19 protein-coding genes are annotated in these 22,059 nt (G+C 70.3%); 12 read left to right on the top strand and 7 right to left on the bottom strand.

All coding sequences use genetic code 11. The features are described from left to right. Nucleotides 1-14: 14 nt before the first annotated feature. From paaI to IE069_RS04735, 5 genes are all read left to right on the top strand, one after another. Nucleotides 15-500, top strand: a complete 486-nt coding sequence (gene paaI / locus IE069_RS04755) for a hydroxyphenylacetyl-CoA thioesterase PaaI (protein ID WP_189348951.1) — start codon at nt 15-17, stop codon at nt 498-500. A gap of 52 nt (nt 501-552) precedes the next feature. Then, a complete protein-coding gene (locus IE069_RS04750) occupies nt 553-1,881 on the top strand; it encodes a phenylacetate--CoA ligase family protein (protein WP_189348950.1) in 1,329 nt (442 codons plus the stop codon). 30 nt (nt 1,882-1,911) lie between these two features. Further along, nucleotides 1,912-2,553: a TetR/AcrR family transcriptional regulator gene (locus IE069_RS04745; protein WP_189348949.1), complete on the top strand. Its 642-nt coding sequence runs from the start codon at nt 1,912-1,914 to the stop codon at nt 2,551-2,553. 43 nt (nt 2,554-2,596) lie between these two features. Beyond that, the gene (locus IE069_RS04740; protein WP_189348948.1) at nt 2,597-3,322 is read left to right on the top strand and encodes a nicotinamide mononucleotide transporter; all 726 of its coding nucleotides are present in this window, start codon (nt 2,597-2,599) and stop codon (nt 3,320-3,322) included. A gap of 115 nt (nt 3,323-3,437) precedes the next feature. Continuing rightward, nucleotides 3,438-5,111: a thiamine pyrophosphate-dependent enzyme gene (locus tag IE069_RS04735; RefSeq protein ID WP_189348947.1), complete on the top strand. Its 1,674-nt coding sequence runs from the start codon at nt 3,438-3,440 to the stop codon at nt 5,109-5,111. Between the two features lie 70 nt (nt 5,112-5,181). Here IE069_RS04735 and IE069_RS04730 read toward each other — a convergent pair whose 3' ends face one another. The 3 genes from IE069_RS04730 to IE069_RS04720 all read right to left on the bottom strand — a co-directional run bounded on the left by IE069_RS04730 (nt 5,182) and on the right by IE069_RS04720 (nt 11,079). Beyond that, nucleotides 5,182-6,924 (bottom strand): BCCT family transporter, encoded by a 1,743-nt coding sequence (locus tag IE069_RS04730; RefSeq protein WP_189348946.1) that lies wholly within the window; start codon nt 6,922-6,924, stop codon nt 5,182-5,184. A gap of 133 nt (nt 6,925-7,057) precedes the next feature. After that, complete coding sequence (gene paaZ, locus IE069_RS04725) at nt 7,058-9,199, bottom strand: phenylacetic acid degradation bifunctional protein PaaZ (protein WP_189348945.1); 2,142 nt, start codon at nt 9,197-9,199, stop codon at nt 7,058-7,060. Nucleotides 9,200-9,360: 161 nt separating this feature from the next. Beyond that, nucleotides 9,361-11,079 carry a carbohydrate-binding module family 20 domain-containing protein gene (locus tag IE069_RS04720; RefSeq protein ID WP_229790948.1) on the bottom strand — a complete coding sequence of 573 codons (1,719 nt, stop codon included), beginning with the start codon at nt 11,077-11,079 and terminating at the stop codon, nt 9,361-9,363. Between the two features lie 414 nt (nt 11,080-11,493). Between IE069_RS04720 and IE069_RS04715 the strand changes: the two genes are divergently transcribed. Beyond that, nucleotides 11,494-12,345 carry a serine protein kinase RIO gene (locus IE069_RS04715; protein WP_189348943.1) on the top strand — a complete coding sequence of 284 codons (852 nt, stop codon included), beginning with the start codon at nt 11,494-11,496 and terminating at the stop codon, nt 12,343-12,345. Nucleotides 12,346-12,367: 22 nt separating this feature from the next. On the opposite strand, the gene IE069_RS04710 is transcribed toward IE069_RS04715, so the two are convergent. Beyond that, complete coding sequence (locus IE069_RS04710; protein WP_189348942.1) at nt 12,368-12,988, bottom strand: TetR/AcrR family transcriptional regulator; 621 nt, start codon at nt 12,986-12,988, stop codon at nt 12,368-12,370. 897 nt (nt 12,989-13,885) lie between these two features. Here IE069_RS04710 and IE069_RS04705 point away from each other — a divergent pair. From IE069_RS04705 to IE069_RS04695, 3 genes are read left to right on the top strand one after another with little or no spacing between them, the layout of a single operon-like run. Beyond that, nucleotides 13,886-14,278: a hypothetical protein gene (locus IE069_RS04705; RefSeq protein ID WP_189348941.1), complete on the top strand. Its 393-nt coding sequence runs from the start codon at nt 13,886-13,888 to the stop codon at nt 14,276-14,278. Then, on the top strand, nt 14,220-14,450 hold the full coding sequence (locus tag IE069_RS04700; protein ID WP_189348940.1) for a hypothetical protein: 231 nt from the start codon (nt 14,220-14,222) through the stop codon (nt 14,448-14,450). Before IE069_RS04705 ends, IE069_RS04700 begins: the two co-directional genes overlap by 59 nt. Nucleotides 14,451-14,470: 20 nt before the next feature. After that, the gene (locus tag IE069_RS04695; protein WP_189348939.1) at nt 14,471-16,114 is read left to right on the top strand and encodes an amidohydrolase; all 1,644 of its coding nucleotides are present in this window, start codon (nt 14,471-14,473) and stop codon (nt 16,112-16,114) included. Nucleotides 16,115-16,248: 134 nt separating this feature from the next. On the opposite strand, the gene IE069_RS04690 is transcribed toward IE069_RS04695, so the two are convergent. The 3 genes from IE069_RS04690 to IE069_RS04680 are packed head-to-tail and all read right to left on the bottom strand — an operon-like array spanning nt 16,249 to nt 20,581. After that, entirely contained in the window at nt 16,249-18,018 is a 1,770-nt protein-coding gene (locus IE069_RS04690; RefSeq protein ID WP_189348938.1) for an amidase, read from the bottom strand. A gap of 29 nt (nt 18,019-18,047) precedes the next feature. After that, on the bottom strand, nt 18,048-19,082 hold the full coding sequence (locus IE069_RS04685) for an agmatine deiminase family protein (RefSeq protein ID WP_189348937.1): 1,035 nt from the start codon (nt 19,080-19,082) through the stop codon (nt 18,048-18,050). Continuing rightward, on the bottom strand, nt 19,079-20,581 hold the full coding sequence (locus IE069_RS04680; protein ID WP_189348936.1) for a purine-cytosine permease family protein: 1,503 nt from the start codon (nt 20,579-20,581) through the stop codon (nt 19,079-19,081). The genes IE069_RS04685 and IE069_RS04680 overlap by 4 nt, the downstream gene beginning before the upstream one ends. Nucleotides 20,582-20,663: 82 nt before the next feature. Here IE069_RS04680 and IE069_RS04675 point away from each other — a divergent pair, with 82 nt between their 5' ends. The 3 genes from IE069_RS04675 to IE069_RS04665 all read left to right on the top strand — a co-directional run bounded on the left by IE069_RS04675 (nt 20,664) and on the right by IE069_RS04665 (nt 22,030). Beyond that, nucleotides 20,664-21,287: a TetR/AcrR family transcriptional regulator gene (locus IE069_RS04675; RefSeq protein ID WP_189348935.1), complete on the top strand. Its 624-nt coding sequence runs from the start codon at nt 20,664-20,666 to the stop codon at nt 21,285-21,287. 105 nt (nt 21,288-21,392) lie between these two features. Further along, complete coding sequence (locus tag IE069_RS04670) at nt 21,393-21,710, top strand: nucleotidyltransferase family protein (protein ID WP_189348934.1); 318 nt, start codon at nt 21,393-21,395, stop codon at nt 21,708-21,710. Beyond that, on the top strand, nt 21,707-22,030 hold the full coding sequence (locus IE069_RS04665; RefSeq protein WP_189348933.1) for a HepT-like ribonuclease domain-containing protein: 324 nt from the start codon (nt 21,707-21,709) through the stop codon (nt 22,028-22,030). The genes IE069_RS04670 and IE069_RS04665 overlap by 4 nt, the downstream gene beginning before the upstream one ends. Nucleotides 22,031-22,059 lie beyond the last annotated feature (29 nt).

Raw genomic sequence — 22,059 nt, 5'->3', positions numbered from 1 at the left:
GAGGAGGACCGCCCATGACGGAGGCCACCACCGAGACCCCCGCGCCGGGCTCGGCCCCGGGAGCGCCCGGCCACGACGACGCCGCCGGCCCGCCCCACCCGATCCTCGAGGGCGACCGCACGGCGAGCTGGCTCGGCCTGAAGGTCCGCCGCCTCGACGACGGCCACGCGACCACCACCATGACCCTGCGCGAGGAGATGCTCAACGGCTTCGGCATCGCGCACGGGGGCATGATCTTCGCGTTCGCCGACACGACCTTCGCCCTCGCCTGCAACCCGCACACGGGCAGCGCCGACACCATCACCGTGGCCTCCGGCGTCGACGTGAACTTCCTGCGCGCCGGCATCCCCGGGCGCACGCTCACCGCGGTCGCCAACCGGCGCCAGCAGAGCGGCCGCAGCGGACTGTACGACGTGCAGATCCTCCAGTCGGTCCCCGGCGGCGACGACGAGGTCATCGCCGAGTTCCGCGGCCGCTCACGCACCATCCCCAAGCGCTGAACCGCCCGCGCCCCACCCGACCACCACGCCAGCAAGACAGAGGTAAGCAGCAATGACGCAAGCAGCCGCCGAAACCACCACGCCGGACCTTCCGAACCCGCTGGATCCGGAGGAGACGATGAGCCGCGACCAGATCGAGTCGCTGCAGCTGGAGCGGCTGCAGGAGACGGTCGCCTACGCGTACAGCCGCGTGCCGCTGTACAAGGAGAAGTACGACGACGCCGGCGTGCACCCGTCCGACCTCAAGGAGCTGGGCGACCTGGCCAAGTTCCCCTTCACCGAGAAGGAGGACCTGCGCAAGACGTACCCGTTCGGCATGTTCGCCGTCCCGCGCGAGGAGGTCGCCCGCATCCACGCCTCCTCCGGCACCACGGGCCGCGCCACAGTCGTCGGCTACACCAGGGGCGACCTGGAGAACTGGGCCCGGCTCGGCGCGCGCTGCCTGCGCCTCTCCGGTGTGAAGCCGGGCTGGCGCGTCCACAACGCCTACGGCTACGGACTCTTCACCGGCGGCCTCGGCGCCCACGCGGCGGCCGAGCAGCTCGGCGCCACCGTGATCCCGATGTCCGGCGGGCAGACGGAGAAGCAGATCACGCTGATCCAGGACTTCGCCCCGGACGCGATCCTGTGCACCCCGACCTACCTGCTGACGATCGGCGACGCGATGCAGCGCGCCGGCCTCGACCCGCGCGCGACCTCGCTGAAGAAGGCCGTCCTCGGCGCCGAGCCGTGGACCGCCGAGATGCGCCGCGAGCTCGAGGACATGTTCGGCATCGACGCGTGCGACATCTACGGCCTGTCCGAGGTCATGGGCCCGGGCGTCGCCGGCGAGTCGGACCAGCTCAAGGACGGCTCCCACATCTGGGAGGACCACTTCCGGCCGGAGATCGTCGACGCCTTCGACGAGACGCAGGTCCTGGGCGACGGGGAGCACGGCGAGCTGGTCTTCACATCCCTGACGAAGCAGGCCCTGCCGATCATCCGCTACCGCACCCACGACCTCACTCGCCTGCTGCCGGGCACCGCCCGCGAAGGCCACCGCCGCATGGGCCGCATCACCGGCCGCAGCGACGACATGATCATCCTGCGCGGCGTCAACCTGTTCCCGACGCAGATCGAGGAGCTCATCCTCAAGGTCGACGGCCTCTCCCCGCACTTCCAGCTGGAGATCACCCGCCCCGGCCGGATGGACCAACTCGCCGTGCGGGTCGAGCGCCGCGACGACTGCACCTCCGACCGCGCCGATGCGGCCGGGTCGGAGCTGCAGAAGCTGATCAAGATCCACGTCGGCTCCTCCTGCCGGATCGACGTCGTCGATCCGGAGACCCTGCCGCGCTCGGTCGGCAAGCTCAAGCGCATCCACGACCTGCGCGACAAGTAGGCCGCGCGAGCGCGTGAAAGGATAGAGCCCATGCCCACGACGACTGATACCGAACCCGGCCGGAGCGACTCCGCCGCCGGTGGCGCGCGCCGCGGCCGGCCGGGCTACGACCAGGAGACCGTGCTCAACATCGCGGTCCAGGTCTTCAACAAGCACGGCTACGACGCCACGTCGATGGGCACGCTGGCCGAGAACCTCGGCATCAGCAAGTCGGCGATCTACCACCACGTGCCGTCGAAGGGCGACCTGCTGCGGCTGGCCCTCGATCACGCGCTCGCCCCGCTCGAGGCGGTCGGCGACGACGAGCGGGCCCGCACGGGCAGCGCGGGCGAGCGGCTCGAGTTCTTCCTGCGCGGCACCATCCGCGTGCTCATCGAGCGCCAGTCCTACGTGACCCTGCTGCTGCGGCTGCGCGGCAACACGGAGGTCGAGCGGAGCGCGCTCGAACGCCGCCGCGCCATGGACCGACGCCTCGCGGAGCTCGTCGTCGCGGCGCAGGAGGAGGGCTCGCTGCGCGGGGACATCGACCCGCGCACCACCACCCGCCTGCTCTTCGGCACCATCAACTCGCTCGTCGAGTGGTACCGCCCGGACGGCCCGGTCACCGCCGAGAGCCTCGAGGAGAACGCCATCGGCATGATGCTCGACGGCCTGCACACCCGCGACAAGTAGACGCGTCGGTTCCGCACAGCCTTCACCGGTAGGATGGCTCGTCGTGGATGAGCTCTTCAGTACCCTTTTCAACCAGCCCTTCGGCTCCGACTCCGGAACCCAGGTCGCGCTCGCGGCGATCAGCACCCTGCTGACCGCGGTCGCCCTCATGCTGCTGGCCCACCGCAACGACCTGGGCTGGTGGGTCCAGATCCTCGCGGTCTTCGCGGGCCCCCTCGTGCTCGCGCTGTCGTTCGGCTACGAGGGCCTCGTCTTCGCGGTGCCGGCGCTCGCGATCGCGGCCTACGGCCTGTGGCGCTTCAGCTCCTTCGACCTCCGCGGCCGCTTCACGCGCGACGTCGGGCGCGCACCGTTCGCGCTGCCGCAGCTCGTCTGGGGCGCAGTCCTGGCGCTCCTCCTCACCGCAGCCCAGTGGGGCCCGTTCCTGTTCAACGGCTACGCCTTCCAGCCCTCGACCGGCCGCATCTGGCTCGCCTACGCGGCCACCGCCGTCGTCACAGCCGCGCTCGTCGGCGTCGCGAACGGCGTGCGCTTCGCCTGGCTCGCCGTCGTCGCCGGCTCCGCGGCCAGCGTCGCCACGCTCTTCTCGGGCACGCCCGCGTTCGGCACGCTGCTCGCGCTGGTGCTGCAGCTGCTCGTCGCCGGCTACGGGTACTTCGTCTGGGGTGCGCTGCGCCCGGCGGGCGCCGCGAACGCGGCGTCCGGCGCCCGGGACCAGCACGACGACGGCTCCGCGGCGGCCTACCCGCCGAGCCCCTACCGCGACTAGGATCACGCCGGCCCCCGCTTTTCGTCACAGTGCCACACGCTGGTTAGCCGTAGCCGCGCCGCTCCGGTAGCTTGAAAGTCATCCCCGACTTTCAAAGGCGAAAGGCCCCATCAACATGACTGAAACGCTTCCGGCTCCTCTGGCCGGATCCGTCGACACCCCGACCAAAACCGCCGGCCACGTCATCGTGGACACCCTCGAGGCGCACGGCGTGAAGCGCACCTACGTCGTCCCCGGGGAGAGCTACCTCGACGTCCTGGACGGCCTGCACCACTCGGAGATCGACACAGTCGTGTGCCGCCACGAGGGCGGGGCCACCTACATGGCCGAAGCCGACGGCAAGATGCACCCGGTCCCCGGCGTGGCGATGGTGACCCGCGGGCCCGGCGCCGCGAACGCCCACGTCGGCCTGCACACCGCGTGGCAGGACTCCACCCCGCTGGTCCTCTTCGTCGGCCTGATCCCGTACGAGCACCGCGAGAAGGAGGCCTTCCAGGAGTTCGACCCCAAGGCCTGGTTCGGCACCGGCGCCAAGCGCGTCATGGTGCTCGACCACGCGGAGCGCGCCTCGGAGATCGTCGCCGAGGCGATGTTCGCCGCCGTCTCCGGCCGTCCCGGCCCCGTCGTCGTCGGGCTGCCCGAGGACATCATCAAGAAGCAGGTCCCGGCCCGGCTGCACCCGCCGATCCCCGTCGCCTACGGCGGCATGACCGTGACCGACTGGAAGTCCCTCAACGAGGCACTGAAGGAGTCGGAGAAGCCGCTGTTCATCTTCGGCGGCAACGACTGGACCGACGAGGGCGCGTCCGAGTTCACGAAGTGGCTCGAAGCCCACCACATCCCGGCCGCCGCCGAGTGGCGGTGCGAGGGCACGGTCCCATTCGACTCCCCCTCCTACGTGGGGCCGATCGGCTACGGCCGCCCGAAGCCGACCTTCGACCTGCTGGAGGAGACCGACCTGCTGGTCTTCGTCGGCACCGTCCCCGGCGATGTGATTACCGACGGGTTCAACATCCGCCAGAACTGGGACCAGAAGAACTTCCTGGTCACGATCGACCCGGCGCTGCGCGGCCGCTCCGGCCCCGTCTCGCACCAGATCGTGGCCAAGCCGGACGTGTTCGTCCGCGACCTCGTCCGCATGGAGCTGGACGTCAAGGACTCGTGGAAGGAGTGGACCAACCGGATGCGCGGCGAGCAGGAGAGGTTCGCCGCCCTCCCGGATCCCGCCCCTGGCGACGGTGCGGCGCGGATGGCCACGCTGATGGCCAACCTCGTCCCGAAGCTCCCCCACGACGCCATGGTCACCTTCGGCGCCGGCGAGCACACCAACTGGGCGCACCGCTACTTCCCCACCAACGGCTACGCGTCGATGCTCTCCGCCCGCAACGGCTCCATGGGCTACTCGATCCCGTCCGCCGTGGCCGCCTCGCTCAGCTACCCGGAGCGCACGGTCGTCTCGATCGCCGGCGACGGCGAGTTCCTGATGAACGGCCAGGAGCTGGCCACCGCGGCCCAGTACGGCGCGAGGCCGCTCGTCGTCGTGATGGACAACCAGGAGTACGGCACGATCCGCACCCACCAGGAGCGCGACTACCCCGAGCGGATCTCGGGCACCCAGCTGCAGAACCCGGACTTCGCCAAGATGGCCGAGGCCTTCGGCGGCTTCGGCGTGCGGGTCGAGGCCGACGCCGACGTCCCGGCCGCCGTGGAGGCGGCTCTCGCGGCGAACCAGGCCGGCACGTTCGCCCTCATCCACCTGATCGTGGAGCAGCGCGTCAAGGCGTACTGAGCCTGACCGCGGTGCAACGTGCAGCGGCCCCGGAACGTTGATTCGTTCCGGGGCCGCTGTCTATGTGCGCCTATTCTTTGGCCGACTTCTCGGAGTGTTCCGTGTCATCGTTGTGGGGGTCTGAGGACAGGTCGAACGGGTCGTCCGTGTATTCGGGCTCGGTGCCCGCGACGGGCTCCGGAACCATGACCGCGTCCTCCGCGGTCCCGGCACGACGGCGACGCATCCACTCTTCGGGCGGCAGGACGCGCAGCCAGCGGCGCGTCTGCAGTGGCGGCAGTTCGCCCGCATCCTCCTTCAGCGCCCGGAGCATGTTGCCCATCATGAGGAAGCCGAGCACGAAGAACGGCAGCCCGACCACGGTGATGAAGTCCTGCAGGACGGACAGCCCCTCGTCCCCGGACGCGATGAGCAGGGCCGCGGCGACCAGGCCCACCGAGAACGTCCAGAAGACGCGCTGCTTGGTGGGCGCCGGATCCTCGTGGCCGTTGGTCATGGTGTCGAGCACCAGGCCGGCGGAGTCCATGGAGGTGATGAAGAAGACGGCCACCAGGACGATGCCCACGAACGAAGTGAGCGTGGCGAGCGGGAAGTTCGTCAGGAACTCGAACATCGCGCCGGGGATGTCCCCCTGGTCCACGACGCGCTCCACCAGCCCGCCGTCGCCGTTCATCTCGATGTCGAACACGCCCATGCCGAAGATGCCGAACCACACGATGGTGAAGAGCGTGGGCAACCCGAGGACGCCGGTGATGAACTGCCGGATGGTGCGGCCCTTGGAGATCTTGGCGATGAAGATGCCGACGAACGGCGACCAGGTGATGGTCCAGGCCCAGTAGAAGACCGTCCAACTGCCCTGCCAGCCCGTGTCGTGGAAGGTGTCGTTCCAGAACATGAGGTCCGGCAGCATGAAGAGGTAGGTGCCCGCGCTCTCGACGGTGCCCTTGATCATGACCAGGGTCGGGCCCGTGATCAGCACGAACAGCAGCAGCCCGATCGCGACCAGGATGTTGATGTTGGACAGGACCTTGATGCCCCGGTTCAGGCCCGCCGCCACCGACAGGATGGCCACGCCCGTGACGACGGCGATGATGATGATCTGGGCTCCGGCCGACTCGCTGATGCCCAGCAGCTCGGACAGGCCGGCGTTGATCTGCAGGGTGCCGAGGCCGATCGAGACCGCCACGCCGAGCACCGTGCCGACGATCGCGACGACGTCGATCGCCCGCCCGATCGGCCCGTGGATCTTCTCGCCGAGGAACGGCTGGAACATCGAGCTGACCCGCGGCGGCAGGCGCCGCTTGTGGATGAAGTAGGCGAAGGCCAGACCGGGGAGGGTGAAGATCGTCCACGTGTGCAGGCCGAAGTGGTAGAGCGTGAAGCCCATCGCCTCCCGCGCGGCCTCGATGCTCGACGGTTCGACGCCGGCCCGCGGCGGGTTCGCGAAGTGGTTGACCGGTTCCGCGACCGCCCAGAACATCAGGATCGTGCCGATGCCGGCCGCGAAGAGCATCGCGAACCACGCCTTGTCCGAATGCTCCGGCCCCTCGTCCTCCTCGCTGAGCCGCACCCGCCCCCAGCGGCTGATGGCCAGATAGATCAAGAAGAGGAGGAAGACCGAGACGCCGAATATGTAGAACCAACCGAGGTTGGTCAGCAGCCAGGTGGATGCGGCGCCGAAGGCGTTCCCCATCGGTTCCACGAACGCGATGGTGAGTGCTGCGAAGACCACTACGATTCCGGCTGAAACGAAGAAGAGGAAGGAGCTCGTCTGCAGCCCCCACCGCTTGGCCAATCTTGACAGCGCAGTCATGCTGTTCACCTCAGATGTCGGTTGTCAGAACACTGGTCCCTAGTCAACCTAGCGATATCCGGGTCGCATCTCCACCTTAAACGCCGAAAGCGGCGCCGGTTCCGCAGGGACCCGGCGCCGCTCGACTCGTCGGTCAGCCCCAGTTCTTGTAGGTCGTGTCCTCCTTCTCGACCAGCGTGAGGACGTCGTAGTTCGCGACGATCTCTCCCTCCTGGTTGTGCAGGACCGCGTCCCACGCGACCTCTCCGTACTCGTCGGTCACACGCGGGGTGATCTTCTTGGCCGTGAGCGTCACGCGCACCGAGTCCCCGGCGGCCACGGGGGTGATGAAGCGCAGGTTCTCGAGCCCGTAGTTCGCGAGCACGGGGCCCGGCGCCGGCTCGACGAACAGCCCGGCCGCCCACGACACGAGCAGGTAGCCGTGCGCGACCTGGCCCGGGAAGAACGGGTTGGCCTCGGCCGCCTTCGCGTCGGTGTGGGCGTAGAAGGTGTCGCCCGTCTCCGCGGCGAAGTCCAGGATGTCCTGCAGCTCGACCTTCCGCAGGTCGGAGGCGTACGCGTCGCCGACCCGCAGCTCGGCGAGCGACTTGCGGAACGGGTGCACGTTGGCCGGGTCGGCGCCGAACGTCTCGCTGCCGGCGATCCGGCGGTCCGCTCCGGCATGCCAGACGCCCGTCACCGCCGTGAGGAGGTTCGGCGAGCCCTGGAGGGCGGTGCGCTGCATGTGGTGCTTGACGGAGCGGATGCCGCCGAGCTCCTCGCCGCCGCCGGCGCGGCCGGGGCCGCCGTGGACGAGCTGCGGGACCGGCGAGCCGTGCCCCGTGGAGGTCCGGGCCGTCTCGCGGTTGAGGATGTGCACGCGGCCGTGGTGGCCGGCGATCCCGACCGTCAGCGCGCGGGCCGTGTCCGGGTCGTTGGTGCAGACGGTCGCCACGAGCGAGCCGGCGCCGCGGGCGGCGAGGCGGACGGCGTCGGCCACGTCGTCGTAGCCGAGCACGCTGGTCACGGGGCCGAAGGCCTCCTGCGAGTGCACGGCCTCGGCGTCGACGTCGTCCCACGTCAGCAGCAGCGGCGACATGAACGCCCCCGCCGGCACGACGGCGTCGTCCCCGCCCGCGGTCCGGACCACCGGGGCGTCGAGCGTGCCGTAGGCGAGCTCGCCGCCGGCGGCGAGCATGGACTCGACCGCGCTGCGGACGTCGCGGAGCTGCTCGAGGGACGCCAAGGCGCCCATGGTGGTGCCCTCGGCCCGCGGGTCGCCGACGACGACGCGCTTCGCGATGCGCTCGGAGATCGCCTCCACGACGGCCTGCTCACGGCCCTTCGGGACGATGGTCCGGCGGATGGCCGTGCACTTCTGTCCGGCCTTGACGGTCATCTCCGTGACGACGGCCTTGACGAACGCGTCGAATTCCGGGGTGCCCGGCTCGGCGTCGGGGCCGAGGATCGCGGCGTTCAGCGAGTCCGTCTCGGCGGTGAGGCGGACGCCGCCGTCAATCACGTTGGTGTGGGACTTCAGGCGCTGTGCCGTGCTGGCCGAGCCGGTGAAGGAGAGCATGTCGCGGTAGTCCATGACGTCCAGCAGCTCGCGGGCCGAGCCGGAGATGAGCTGGATGGAGCCGGCCGGGAGGATGCCGGAGTCGATCATGAGACGCACGCAGGCCTCGGTGAGGTGGCCGGTCGGGGTCGCGGGCTTGACGATGGTCGGGACGCCGGCGACGAACGCGGGGGCGAACTTCTCGAGCATGCCCCAGACCGGGAAGTTGAAGGCGTTGATCTGGGCGGCGACGCCCGGGATGCGCGTGTAGACGTGCGTGCCGAGGAAGGAGCCGTCCTTGGAGAGCAGCTCGGCCGGCCCGTCGAGGACCACGTTGTTGTTGGGCATCTCGCGGCGGCCCTTCGAGCTGAACGTGAAGAGCACGCCGATGCCGCCGTCGATATCCACCATGGAGTCGATCTTGGTGGCGCCGGTGGCGAAGGAGACCTCGTAGAGCTCCTGGCGGCGTTCGTTGAGGAAGAGCGCGAGCTCCTTGAGCTTCAGCGCGCGCTCGTGCAGGGTCAGCTTGCCGAGCTCGTCCTGGCCGACGGTGCGGGCGTGGTCCACCATGCTCGCCAGGTCGAGGCCGTCGGAGCCGAAGCGGGCCAGCAGCTCGCCGGTGTTGGCGTCGAGCACGTCGGCTGCGCGACTGCCGTCCGACGGCGTCCACCACGCATCCTTCACGTAGCTGGGGACGATCGGGGCTTCCTGGGCGGCGGGGGCCGTATGGGTTGTCATCGGCGACAATTCCTTCCTGAACGATCGGTCAGTAATCAGAACCCAGAGTAGCAGGGATCACACGATCGGCCCAGCGTCCGCACACCGGAACTGAACGCGACGAGGCCGCGCCGGCCCGGGTCCTCCCGGGCCGGCGCGGCCTCGTCGCACCTCGATGTCCGTCAGCCGCGCCAGGTGTCGCTCAGCGCGAGCGACCCGTCGGATCCGACCGTCGCGACGCGGTTGTCGCCGGACTCCCAGACGGCTGTGCCGCCGTCGTACTTGACGTACTTGTACTCGAACGTCGTACCGGCGGGCAGGTCGACTGCGCCGGTCCACTGCGGGTAGCCGTCAGCTGAGAGGACGACGCCGGCGGCCGGGTCCCAGTTGCCGAGCTCGCCCTGGTCGCCGACGATGCGGACGTCCTGACCCCAGGTCGTCTCGGCCTGCACGGAGACGCTCACGTCGGCGGTCTCCTCGCCGTCGCCCGGATCGGTCGTCGTGCCGCCCGGGGCGCCGACGTGCAGGGCGAGCGCACCGTAGGCCGGCAGGGTCGCGGTGAAGGTACCGTCGGCGGCGACCGTCACGGTCTGGGTGCAGTCGCCGGAGGCGATGACGTCGCAGTACTCGCCGGCCGGGAGATCGCTCGTGTAGGTCCGACTCGCCTCGTACCCGTTGTTATTGATCGCGACGTAGCCCTTGTCGCCGCGGCCGTAGGCGATGTGGTTGCCGCCGTCGTCCCACCAGCGGGTGACCTCGGCGTCGCCGACGGTGTTGTGGAAGCCGACCATGCCCTGGATCTCGTCCCAGCGCTGCTCGCAGGTCCACTGCCCCGAGTCGCACTCGGCGTCGGCGACGGAGTCGGCGGTGGCGCCGGGCGCCCCCGCGTCGAAGTCGGAGAACTCGTAGCCGGAGTAGACCGTCGGGGAGCCGTACGGCCAGGAGAGCATGAAGGTGTTGGCGAGCGTGTATTTGGCGCCCCACTGGTAGCTCATGGACTCGCCGTTGCGCTCCGTGTCGTGGTTGGAGACGAACACGCCGGCCCGGTCGGAGGGGAGCTTGTTGTCTCCGATGTAGCGCAGGTTCGCGATCTGCCCGTCGAAGTCGTGCTTGAGCTGGCGGGCGTAGTCGAACTCGTGGGAGTCGCCGCTGCCGAGGTACTCGTCCTCGGTGATGGGCTCGCCCGCCGCACCGATGACCTCGTGCACCCAGTAGACGTCGGAGTTGACCATGCGGGACTTGATGGCCTCGAGGTCCGCCGCGGGGACGTGCTTGGACGCGTCGATGCGGAAGCCTGCCACTCCGAGGGAGACGAGGTCGTCGAGGTAGTCGGCGATCGTCTGCTGCACGTACTCGCTCGAGGTGCGCAGGTCCTGGAGACCGACGAGCCGGCAGTGCTGGACCTCCCAGCGGTCCGTGTAGTCGTCGATGTTCTCGCGGCAGTCGTTGAAGTCCTGGGCGGAGTAGACGGGGAAGTCGTCCTCCGCGTACCAGGACCCGGCCGTGCCGTAGCCGGACTGTCCGGCACCCGTGGTGTGGTTGATCACCGCGTCCGCGATGACTTCGACGCCGACGCCGTTGCAGGTCTGCACCATGTTCGCGAATTCGGCGCGCGTGCCGAGCTTCGACTCAACCTGGTAGCTGACCGGTTGGTAAGACGTCCACCACGTATCGCCCTGAATGTGCTCGGCGGGCGGCGAGACCTGGACGTAGCCGAAGCCCGCGTCGCCGATCGTGGACGCACACTCCGCGGCGACCGCGTCCCAGGTCCACTGGAACAGGTTCAGCACCACGTCGCGCCCGCCGTTATCCGGCGTCGCGGCCGCCGTCGGCGCCGCGCCGCCCAGCAGTCCCGCTGCCATCGCGCCGATGGCCCCCGCGGCGGCGAGCGCTCTGGGCAAACCCCCGCCGGACCGACCGCGACCGCGCGACCCGCTCCTCCTGCGCCTGGACCGTTGACCTTCCTTCATGGATACAGCTCCTTTGCTTTGATGCGTCTGCCCGCCCGGAGGGCCCGAGCAGCACGCCACCCCTCGACACGAAGGCCGATTTATTGTGACGCAGAGCACAAACTGTAAGCGCTTGCGCTCTTGACGTCCAGAGCTCGATCCTCATGATCGGCATGTCAAGCCTTAAATTTAGATGATTATGGGCACCTCACACCCGCCTCGAACCTCGCCGACCAGAGGATTAATGAAAACGATTTCACCCAGTGAAACCACTTCCAGCGCCGATAGGTCGGGCGAGTGCCGGCATACGCTGCCGTACGAGCCAGTGATTGACTTAAGTCAAATAGTGGTGTTCCACTGATTGAGATGCCTCAATCACATGCCTTCGCAGACCGGTCAGCTGACTGGAATCCACTGGACGACGCACTGGGTCCGGGCCAGCGCTTCTCGACCTGGCCCAGCGTGGAGAAGCTCCAGCGCGGGCCGGCGCCCTACCCCGAGTTCGTCATTGAAGATGCCGGGGCGATCGATACCGACCTGGGCGTCCTCAAAACCGGCAAGGAGGCCGACGTCTTCCTGCTGGAACGCGCCACGTCCACCGAATCGGCGCTGCTCGCGGCGAAGCGATTCCGGGACCTGCAGCACCGCAGCTTCCGCCGGGCCGCCATCTACAACGAAGGCCGCGCAGTCAAGCGATCCCGCGATGCCCGCGCCCTCAACGCGGGAACGGCGTTCGGACGCAGGGTCGAGGCGGGCCGCTGGGTCGCCGCCGAGTGGAACTACCTGCGCATGGCGTTCGAGGCCGGCGCGCCGGTCCCCTACCCGGTCCAGTGGGACGGATTGGAGATCCTCATGGAGTTCATCGCCGACCCACAGAAACCGAGGGCCGCGGCACCACGCCTGCATCAGGTGCGACCGGAACCGGAGCTGGCGGCCTACCTGTGGGAACAGCTTGTCGATGCGATGCGAACCCTGGCCTCATTGGGATTCGCTCACGGGGACCTCTCCCCCTGCAACGTGCTGGTGGCCGGCGAACGCCTCGTGGTCATCGATCTGCCGCAGCTGGTGGACCTGGCAGGCAATCCGCGCGGCATCGAGCTGTTGGCGCGCGACTGCCACAACATCCACACCTGGTTCGCCTCGCACGGGCTGCCGGAGTCGGCGCCACTGGCGGACCCGGACGAGCTTCTCGCCGATCTCGTGGGGTACGCCTGGTGAGCCCGAGTCGGCGCGTGCCGAACTAAGCGTCCGCCACGTGACGGGCGAGCCGCTCGCGTAGCCCGTCCATCAGGATGCCCAATCCGACCTCGAACGCCTGCTCATTGCGGACCCGCCCGGGCGGCCCGGCGCCGAGGAGGCGGCCGAGCGTCTTCGTCGGACCGGACGGCTCCCACACGGCGTCCGGCGCCGCATAGTCGAGGCCGGAACCGAGCGCGAAGGCATCGAGCAGCTGGACGAGTACCAGCACCTCGGACTCCGGGAACCCAGCGCGGACCAGGTGGGTCGCCTTGAGATCGTAGGAGCGGATCACGCCCTCGTCGCGAACCGTGCTGGTCGCGATGAGCGGGACGACGTGCGGGTGCTCGGTGTACATCCGCCGCTCTGCCCGGATCATCGACTCGAGCACCTCACCCCATTCCGCGTCGGTTCCCGCTTCGGCGAGATACTGCGCGGCGAGTCGGCCGCGGACCAGCTCGATAATCTCGTCGACGCCGTCGACGTGGTTGTACAGCGACGGGGGCTTAACCCCGAGGCGGCGGGCCACAGCATTGAGCCCGAAGGGCTGGCCGGAGTCGATCAGCTCCACGGCCGCGTCCGCAATTGCGGCGGTCGACAGCCGCGCCCTCACGGGTCTACCCACGTTCTCCTCCTCACCGTCCCGACGGCCCGGGCCCGGCGCCGTCGCCCCCACGCTACCCGCCGGCTCGGCTGCGGCCGCACGCGACGCCTCGATTCCACGGGTTTTCATTTTCGGTGACCTGCGTCATACTCTTAAAAACTAATGCCATTAGCTATGGAGCCGTCATGACCCTCACACCCGCCGATCCCCGCCTGCCAATGCGCCTGGGCACCACGTCCGCGACCTTCCTCATCGGCATCGCCGGCTACCTCGGCGTCAACCTGTCGCCCTACATGATCACCGCGCTCCAGGACGCTGCTGGCCTCTCCTTCCTGTCCGCGGGGTGGGTCGTCACGGGGGTGCTCCTGCTGACCGCCGTCGTCGGGCTCGCCGTCGCACCGTGGTGCGCCGGGCCCCACTGGCACACCGTCGCCCGCTCCGGTCTCACGCTGGGCCTGGCGGCCTTCGGAGCGGCGGCGTTCGTTCCCGCCCCGGGCGTCGCGATTGCGGGCCTGCTCGCCGGCGGCGCCGGAGTCGGCTGCGCAGTGGCCGCATCGGGCGCCGCCTTCGCCGCCTTCCGCGACCCGGACCGCATCGCCGGGTTCAACGGCCTCGCGAACCGCGGCGTCATCACCGTCGTCCTCGCCGTGATCCCGGTCCTTGGCGTCGCACCGATCAACGTCTTCGGGTCGCTCGCGCTCTTCTGCGTCATCGGGCTGGCCCTCTCGCCCTGGCTCCCGAAGGCGCCGACGACGTCCACCCCCCAGCATCTCCGGCGTCTCCGAAGCTCTGCCCCTGCCCGACGGGCGCCGCTCGGGCGATCCGGCGCCGCGCAGCGACCGCCGCCTACTGGCCGCCGGCCTCGTCCTCCTGGTCACGTTCACCCTGTGGGCCATCAGCGAGGACTCCCTCTGGGCGATGGCCGGGGCCGTCGGCGAGATGCAGGCCGCGCTCACGCCGGCCGGCCTGGGCATCGCATTGAGCGGCGCGACCGCGGGCGGTCTACTGGGATCGATCGGTCTGATGATCATCGGAGACCGGCTCGGCCGCGCCGTCCCGCTGGTCGTGCTGCTCGTTGCCGGTGGCGCCCTCAAGGCCGCCACGGGTTTCGCGGATTCCCCGACCGCGTTCATCGTCGCCTTTATCGCCTGGAACACGGTCTACGCCCTGTGCTTCATGTACTTCGTGGCCGTCGCGGCAGCGCTCTCGGCCGACGGCCGGTGGTCCGGCCCCCCTGCTGGCGACGTACCTCGTGGGGTCGGCCCTCACCCCGATCATCGGCGCCTCTCTACTGGAGGCCTTCGGACCTGAGGGGTTCACCATCGCGCTCGGCATCACGAGCGTTGCCCTGGCCGTCCCCACCGCCGGCGTCGCCGCGCTCTCGACGCGGATCAGCCGCGCCGCGGCGGACAACAGCTCGGAGCCGCCCGCCGGCCCGGCACAGGACGACGACGTCCGCCGCGCCGCCCAGCCGACCGCCTGACACCCGTAGAACGGAACACCATGGAACAGACCCTCTACCGCAACGCCCGCATCTTCACCGCCGAGACCGGCGCCGAGGCCCCCACGGCCCGGGCCACGCTCGTCGAGGACGGCCGGTTCGTCTTCGTCGGCGACGAGGACCGCGCGGCCGAACTCGCCCGGGCCGACGCGAGCACGGTCGATGTCGGTGGCCGCGTGCTGGTCCCCGGATTCATCGACGCCCACATCCACCTGCTGATGACCGGCCAGGCGCTCGGCAAGGTCGAGCTGACCTCCGCCCGGAACCTGGAGCAGATCCTGGAACGGATCGCCCGCGCCCGCGCCGAGGATCCCTCTGCGGCGCGGGTCCTCGGTCGCGGCTGGCTCTTCGATTCCGTCCCGGGCGGGACCCCGACGGCGGCGATGCTCGACGCCGTCGCGCCGGATATCCCGGTCTACCTCGACGCCAACGACCTGCACTCGTGCTGGGTCAACACGGCCGCCCTGGCCGAGCTTGGGATCACCGACGAGACGCCGGACCCGATCGGCGGGCGGATCGTCCGCGACGACGACGGGCGCGCCACCGGCCTGCTGCTCGAGACGGCCGCGACGCAGTTCGTCTGGCCGTACCTCGAGGCCCACACGACCGACGCCGACCGCGACGCGGCCCTCGACCGGGCGTTCGACGCCTACCTCGCCGCGGGCGTGACCGGCGCCGTCGACATGGCGTTCGGCGAAGGTGACCTGGCCGCCGTCGAACGCGCCCTGGCCCGGCACGGCGGGGACCTGCCCGTGCGCCTGGCCGCGCACTGGCTCATCGACAACCACGGCGACGCCGAGCGCAACACCGCGCAGATCCGGCGCGCGGCGGAGCTGGCCGGGCGCGACTTCGGCGGCTCCTTCCGCGTGGTCGGGGTCAAGTTCATCTCCGACGGCGTCATCGACGCGTGCACCGCCTCGCTCGGCGCGCCCTACACGGACGGCACCAACGCCGATCCGATCTGGCCGCTGGAGGCGCTGCGGCCGGCCGTCGTCCAGGCCGACCGGCTCGGCCTGCAGATCGCCGTGCACGCGATCGGCGACGCGGCGAGCACGAACGCGATCGACGCGCTCGAGCACGCCGTCGCCGCCAACGGGGAGCGCGAGCGCCGGCACCGGATCGAGCACCTCGAGTACGCCGCCGAGGGCACGGCCGAACGCCTGGCCGCCCTGGGGATCACGGCGTCGATGCAGCCGGTGCACACCGACGCCGCGGTCCGCCCGAACTGGGACGCCATGCTCGGCGCGGAGCGCGCGGCCCGAGGCTTCGCGTGGGGCGAGTACGAGGCCGCCGGCGCGCTGCTCGCGTTCTCGACCGACGCGCCCACCGCCCCGCACGACGCGCTGGGGAACATGTACGTCGCCACGACGCGGCACTCGGCGCTCGACGCCTCCTTCGCGCCGGTCGAACCCGAGCAGGCGCTGCCGCTCGCGAGCGCGATCGGCCACGCGACCCGCGACGCGGCGATTTCCGTCGGCGACGGCGCGGACCGCGGCATGATCGCCGCCGGATACCGGGCGGACTTCGCGATCCTCGACGCGGACCCGTTCGCCGACGGGCCGCAGTCGCTGCTGGCGTCCCGGATCGTCGCGACGTTCGTGGGCGGGCGCGAGGTGTTTTCTGCCGCTGAGCCCGCGCGGCTCTGACCGGGCGCCGGCAAGAGGGCGGGGAGCGGGTCGCCCAACAGCGATGACCTGCAAAAACCGGGGCTGAAACTCAATCGTTCGCCCGATTCTTGCAGGTCATCTGGCCGCGGGCGGCAGGGACACGAACCCGCCGGTCAGCCGAGCTCGGGCGTGCGCGGCGGGACCATCCGCCGGTCCCCCGTCGCCTCGAACGCGGCGGCCAGGGCGAGCAGCGCGTTGTCGTCGTACGCGCGGCCCGCGAACGTCAACCCGACCGGCATGCCGATGTCCGCCATCGTCCCCATCGGCACGGTCACGGTCGGGATCCCCAGGTGGCGCGGGACCAAGTTGCCGTTCGCGACCCACACGCCGTTGCGCCAGCCCGCCTCCGCGGAGGCGGGGTTCACGTCCATGTCGGCGGCCCCCACGTCGGCCACGGCGGGGAACACGACGGCGTCGAGCCCGCGGGCGTCCATCCACTCCTCGAGGTCGACGCGGCGGGTCTCCTCGAGCCCGCGCACGCCCGCCTCCAGCTCGGGGATCTGCGTCACGTCGGTCACCAGGTGTTCGGCCGCGTGCGCCGGGTAGGACGCGATGTCGTCGTCGAACCCGTGGTACCGGTCCGGCAGGGCGCCGTCGGGGTGCGGGAAGATCCGCTCCCCGTCGACGTCGGCCAGGCGGTTCAGGGCGGGGTCGCCGTTCGCCCGCAGGAAGTCGTCCCAGCCGAACACGGACAGGTCCACGATCTCGCGCTGCAGGTACTCGGGGCTCACGAGCCCGCGCGTGGCGATGGTCGGCGCCCCGGGCCGGTCGCCCTCGTAGTTGGTCACCACGGGGAAGTCCACGACGACGACGGTCGCGCCCGCCGCCTCCAGATCCGCGCGCGCCGCCTCCCAGAGGTCGATCGCACTCGCCCGGGTCTCGATCCGCTGCCCCGTGGAGCCGCCGATGCCGCGCACGCCGTCGAGGCCGCGGAAGGCCGGGCCGGTGCCCGCGTCGTCGTCCTGGTTGATGTACATGGCGGGCACGCCGATGGTCCGGCCCGCCAGCGGGGAGGCGGCGCGGGTCCCGTGGCCGGAGGTGCCTTCGTCGTGCCCCGCCGAACCCGCGAGCGCGGGGTAGGACGCCGGCCGCACGGCCGAGGCCGCCGGGATCTCGACCCACGGCTGCACGCGCCAGAAGTCGCCGCGGGTCTCGGCGTCGTCGGCGACGATCACGTCGAGCACTTCGAGCAGGTCGGCCATCGTGCGGGTGTGCGGCACGACGACGTCCATGGTCGGCACCAGCGGCCAGTTGCCGCGGACGGAGACGACCCCGCGCGAGGGCGTGTAGGCGCACAAAGCGTTGTTGGAGGCGGGCGCGCGGCCCGAGGACCACGTCTCCTCCCCCAGCCCGAACGCCGCGAAGCTCGCTGCGGTGGCCGTGCCGGACCCGTTGGAGGAACCGGAGGCGAAGGCCGAGGTCAGCCAGTCGGCGCTGTACGGGCTCTCGGCCCGGCCGTAGACGCCGCGCTGCATGCCGCCGTTGGCCATGGGCGGCATGTTGGTCAGGCCCAGCAGGATGGCGCCGCCGGCGCGCAGGCGGCTGATCGTGAACGCGTCCCTCTGCGCCACCAGTCGCTCGAACGCCGGCGAGCCGGACGCGACCGTCAGCCCCCGGGCCATATAGGAGTCCTTCGCGGTGTAGGGGATGCCGTCCAGCGGGCCGAGCGTCTCGCCGCGGGCGCGGCGCGCGTCGGAGGCGGCGGCCTCCTCGAGCGCGAGGTCGTTGCGGACGACGACGGCGTTCAGTTCCGGGCCCGACGCGTCGTACGCGTCGATGCGGGCAAGGTAGGCCTCGACCAGCTCGACCGCGGTGACCGCGCCGGATCCCAGGTCGGCGCGTAGCTGGGCGATGGACGCCTCAACGACTCGGTAGCGGCTCACGGTTCTGCTCCTTCGACTCTGCACGGGCTTCAAACGCCGAGCTTGGGCTGCTGCTGGGTGATGCAGTGGATGGCGCCGCCGCGGTCGATCACGGGGCGGATCGGGACGGTCACCACGCGCCGGCCCGGGTAGGCCTCGGCGAGGAGCTCGGCCGCGGCGGCGTCGGCGCGCGCGTCGCCGTACCCGCACGCGATGACCCCTCCGTTGACCACCAGATGGTTGACGTAGGACCAGTCGACGAACCCGTCGCCATCCCGCAGGGTCGACGGGGCCGGCACGTCGAGGATCTCGAACGGGTTCCCGGCCGCGTCGGTCTGGTCGGCGAGGAATTCGCGCAGGGCGCGTGAGACCTCGAAGTCGGGGTGCTCCGGGTTCGTCTGGTGGTGGAGCAGGAGGCGCCCGGGTTCGGGGAGCGTGGCGACCATGTCGACGTGCCCGCGGGTGCCGAAGTCCTCGTAGTCGCGGGTCAGTCCCCGGGGCAGCCAGATCGCCTTCGACGTGCCGAGCGTGCGGGCCAGCTCGGCCTCGACGAGCTCGCGCGTCGCGTACGGGTTGCGGCCCGGGTCCAGCTGGACGGTCTCGGTCACCAGCACCGTGCCGGCGCCGTCGACATGGATCGCGCCGCCCTCGTTGACCAGCAGCGACGGCACGCGCTCGGCCCCGGCCGCCTCGGCGACGAACGCCCCGATCTTCGCCGACTTGTCCCACTCCGCCCACGCCGGGGCGCCCCAGCCGTTGAAGATCCAGTCGACAGCGCCGAGCACTCCCGGGCGTTCGTCGTCGAGAACGAACGTGGGGCCGACATCGCGCATCCAGAACTCGTCCAGGGGCGCCTCGAGCAGATCGATCCCGCTCCCCAGGAGGTCGCGCGCCCGGCCGGTCTCGCAGGGGTCGACCACCATGGTGACCGGTTCGAACTCGGCGACGGCGTGGGCCACGGCGGTCCAGGCCGCGTAGGCCTCGCCGGCCGAGGCGGCGTCGTCGCCCAGCGTGGTTCCGGGGCGCGGGAACGCCATCCAGGTGCGCTCGTGGTCGGCTGTTTCTGCGGGCATGCGCCAGCTCATGCTGCGGTCTCCATTCGGTGTGCGTCCGGCGCACCGGCGCCGGGACGGAGTGAGGGGTTCTTGAAGGGCGCGGTGGTGCGCCAGAGGATCGCGTAGACCGCACCTCCGATCACGGGGGCGAAGACCGCGGAGAGGTCCGCTCCGCCGAGCGCCGCGGCGACCGGGCCGACGAAGAGGGTCGAGTTCACCAGCAAGAGGGACACGGAGGTCCCGACGACCATCGCGGCGATGCCCGGGATGAAGTAGCCGCGGCTGTACCAGAAGTCGCTTCCCCGGGACTCGTCGTTGAGCGCGACGCCGTCGTACCGGTTGCGGCGCAGGAGGATGTCGACGGCGTAGACCGCCACGAGCGGGCCGAGGACGCTCACGCTCAGCTCGAGCGCCGCGTTCAGGGTGTCGAGGAAGCTGGGTGCCGCGAAGACGAGCCAGCCGGCCATGGCGGTGGCGGCGGCGCCGGTGACGACGACCGTGGCCGCGCGCGGGAGCTTCACGCCCAGCCCCTGTGCGTAGAGCCCCGTGGAGTAGGCGACCAGGACATTGTTGGTCACGGTCCCCAGGAAGACGACGAACAGGAAGACGGGCGTGAACCATCCCGGGACGATCTCGGAAATGGTCTGCTGCGGGTCGGTCATGTCGATCGCGGTCGCGGCGAGAACGCCGAGGGAGCCGATGACGGCGGAGGGGATGAAGCCGCCCAGAGCGGTCCACCCGATCACGCCGCGACGGGGCGTGGACTTCGGCAGGTAGCGCGAGTAGTCGGCGCCGGTGCCCCAGGACAGCGGGCCGGCCGCGACGATGGCGTAGCCGAGCGCGATCAGCGCCCAGCGCTCGCCGGCGGGCATCTCCGGGGCGGTGTAGGAGAAGTCGGCGGCGGTCAGGACGAAGTACCCGAGCACCACGAATGCGAGCGCGAGGGCCGCCGAGAAGTAGGGTGCCAGGGCCATGATCGTTCCGTGGCCGTAGACGCTGAACACGAAGCTGAGGAAGGCGACGACGAGCAGGACGCTCCATTGGCCGACGACGCCCGGTTCCACGCCGATCAGCGGCAGCAGCGCGAGGGCGGCGAAGGTGCCCACCGCGATGTTGATGACCTCGTAGAAGAGCCCGATGAGCACGCCCAGCGCGCCGCCGAAGATGCGGTTGCCGCGGATGCCGTACATCGCCCGCATGATGGTCACGCTGGGCGCTCCCGCGGCCGGGCCGCTGACGGCCAGCCAGCCGACGACGGCCCACCACAGGTTGCCGACCACGGTGACGGCGAGCGCCTCGACGACCGAGAGGCCGAGCAGCACCAGTCCGCCGCCGATCACGAAGTAGAGGTAGAGGACGTTCGCGCTCATCCAGATCCAGAAGAGCGAGACGGGCGACCCGCCGCGCTCGGACGGCGCGATGTAGTCGAGGCCGTGCTGCTCGACGTGGCCGGGAGCGTTGGCCGGCGCGGTTCCGGACGCGACGGAGGGGGCGCCTCCGGGTGGTCTGGTCAGTACTTCGTTGCCCATGCGTGGGGTCCCGTCGGTCTGCGACTTCTTATTGACCATGTGATCAACAACTCGATGTGACCGTAGCTACACTGGACTGACCATGTCAAGAGCCACCAGTCGCAAGCCGCCCGCCCAGCGGTCCGCCGAGATCCTCGACGCCGCCATCAAAATCGCGTGTGACGAGGGGCTTTCGGCGGTCAAACTGCGCTCGGTCGCCGCCGGCGCATCTGTCGCCCCGGGTCTCGTGGCGCACTATGTTTCGAGCATGGACGACCTGGTCGCGACGTGCTTCGAGCGGATCACGCGCGCCGAGCTCGACGAGGTCCGCGAGATCCTCGCGACGGCGCCGACGCCGGCGCGCCGGCTGGCCCAGCTCCTGGCCACCGTGTTCGACGCCACCCGCGACGACGTGACGCTCGTCTGGGTCGAGGCGTGGACGCTGGGCCGGTCCAACGAGCGGCTCGCGGCGCGCGTCCGCGACGTCATGGACGACTGGCACGCCGCCCTGCGCGAGGTCGTCGAGGCCGGTGCCGCCGCCGGCGAATTCGACATCGCCGACCCCGACGAGGTGGCCTGGCACCTGCTCGGGATGATCGACGGCCTCAACGCCCAGGCCCTGGTGCACTGGCGGCCGGCCGCGACGCGCTCGGGCGTCCTCGGCCACCTCGTCGAGCGCCTGCTCGGCACGGAGCCCGGCGCGCTGACACGCCTCGCCGCCGGCTGACCTCCGGTGGACTTCTCCGCAGACGCGGTTGGCCGGCCGTTCCTCGCCCGACCGCTGCCGACGACAGTCTCCCGGCGGTCGAGCAAAAGTCGTATGGTATTAATCATGATCCCAACGCCTCGCACCATCGCGCTCCGGCAGTCGCTGGCGGAGAACCGTGCGGGAGTTGACGCGCTTCTCCTGCGCTACGGTGCGACTTCGCCGCGCCTCTTCGGATCCGTTGCGCGTGGGGACGCCCGGGCGGACAGCGACGTCGACCTTCTCGTCGACCTCGCCCCAGACATGGGGAACCCGTTGATGCGCATTTCGGGCCTGGGCGAGGAACTATCTCAACTTCTCGGGACCCGAGTGGACGTCGTCACCACAGACCTGCTCCGGACACGAGTCTCCCTCACCGCTCGCCGAGATTCGATACCCCTGTGACGCGAGATGCTGACGAGCGAATCGACGACATACTGAATGCCGTCGAACGGTGCCGGACATACCGACCCTGGTTGGTTTCAACCGACGAGGTCGCCCACCCGATGGCCTACGACGCCGTACTTCGCAACCTCGCCGTCATCGGAGAGGCCGCCCGTGCACTCCCGGATCACGTACGCTCCGATCACCCCGAGATCCCGTGGCCGGCCATCATCGGCCTCCGAAACGTCGTGATACACGAATACTTCCGCGTTGACGAAAGCGTTATCACAGCGGTCATCGACGAGAACCTGCTCCCGCTGGCAGCCGCGCTGCGCCCCTGAGAATCCTGACAAGCCACCGGAGCACGGGA

The organism is Zhihengliuella salsuginis, from assembly GCF_014651715.1.
Taxonomy (GTDB): Bacteria; Actinomycetota; Actinomycetes; order Actinomycetales; family Micrococcaceae; genus Zhihengliuella; species Zhihengliuella salsuginis.
The sequence above is the reverse complement of the archived record's forward strand: the minus strand, read 5'-3'. Positions and strand labels throughout refer to the sequence as shown.